This is a genomic window from Sinorhizobium psoraleae (genome assembly GCF_013283645.1).
GTDB lineage: Bacteria > Pseudomonadota > Alphaproteobacteria > Rhizobiales > Rhizobiaceae > Sinorhizobium > Sinorhizobium psoraleae.
In genome coordinates this window covers 1-1,404 of record NZ_JABEKV010000056.1, presented here as the reverse complement: position 1 = coordinate 1,404, position 1,404 = coordinate 1, and the positions used below count along the sequence as shown (strand labels likewise).

At 55.4% G+C, this 1,404-nt stretch carries 1 protein-coding gene and 1 pseudogene; one reads left to right on the top strand and one right to left on the bottom strand.

The window, feature by feature from the left end; genetic code table 11:
• Positions 1-555 (top strand): annotated as a pseudogene (locus tag ILFOPFJJ_RS36760) (HipA domain-containing protein); the annotation flags it as partial.
• Positions 556-714: 159 nt separating this feature from the next.
• Here the strand turns inward: ILFOPFJJ_RS36760 and ILFOPFJJ_RS34565 are convergent.
• Positions 715-1,404: hypothetical protein (locus ILFOPFJJ_RS34565; protein ID WP_210267725.1), on the bottom strand; the 690-nt coding region annotated here is incomplete at its 5' end.

Sequence of the window (1,404 nt, the reverse complement as noted above, 5' to 3'; positions counted from 1 at the left end):
ACGCCCGGCCAGCCTCAAAATACAGCCTATCCAATGGGGCGGAGACGGCGCTTACGTATCAGCGCGCCCCGCGAAAGATGTGTTGAAGCTGCTGGACGCCGCGATCTTTAACCTTATCGTCGGGAATGCCAACGCTCACGGCAAGAATTTCTCATTCCTCTACGATGAGCAGGGACCTAGAGTGGCCCCGCTGTGCGACCTGCTTTCAACCGTCGCATATCCAGACCTTTCACCAAAATGGCCATGAGGATCGGAAAGCGTGCCACTCTCGCCGAGATGGACGCCGATGGTTGGCAGGCTTTTGGAAGGGAAGCCGGAGTTGGGTTACCTTTGGTACGCCGTCGAATTACAGACTTGGTCGACTCCACCGCCGAAGCGGTAGCGAGAGTGTTGGAAGACATCTCAAACCTCTGCATCGATCCCGCTGCGATAAATCACTTTGCGGGCTTGATCGCGGGCCGCGCCAAACTCGTCAGGTTTGACGATTTAGCCGAACTACGGAGTGCAATTCTAAAAGCCGTGTTTCACTACCACCCGAACCCCGCGATCAGATGAGATACTTGTTACATCGCGCCGGCAGCGCGTCCCCGCCCGGCATCTGCGCCGTCCGCACTGCTGGCCCAAGCACTGATGAATCAGCTGCTGCTCTCACGACAAATTGGCAGCTAACTTCCTCGACTTCGTCAAGCTCGCTCTCATCGTGCTCTGGCTCCCTCAGGCTTGGGCTGTTACGAATTGGGTATTAATTATGGCTTCGACCAGCGTTACTCCGTTGGGGGTGAGGGTGACCAGATCCCCGTCGAGGGTGACCAGCGCTTTATCAACCAATGCGATGAGCGCGCGGCGGATAATCGGGTTGTCGAAAAAGCTTCTTCCTTCAAAACGTTGCCTGAACACATTGTCATTCACCGGAATCAGCGTGGAAAGCGCCATTTTGAAGGCGTTAACTTCTTGCTGAAGTGCGGAGACTCCGCGGCTTTCCTCAATGGGCAGACGGTTTTTATCCAGAGCTTCCTTGTATTGTTTGTAGCCGGTAATGTTGATGGCTTCGGCCCGGGTGCATTTTGAGCTACCGCCGAGGCCAACCGCCACCTCCGGGTACTGCGTATCAAGGTCGGTGATTAACCCCTTCCATTTTTCCGGACGCTGGTTATTTCGGTAGAAATACATCGTCGGGTGTTCCAGGTAACCGGGCAACAGATACTGTTCGACCAGCTCGCGCATCTGATACTGCTTACCCAACCCGGGGAAACTCACGTTGTTAACATTAACACGCCCCGTTTTCTGCCACAGGCTTTCTCGCTCCCCGGAGACGCCGGTACGCCTTTTCATGAACTCTTCCATGTGCAACGTAAGCGCCGTCTCCGCCCCATTGGATAGGCTGTATTTTGAGGCTGGCCGGGC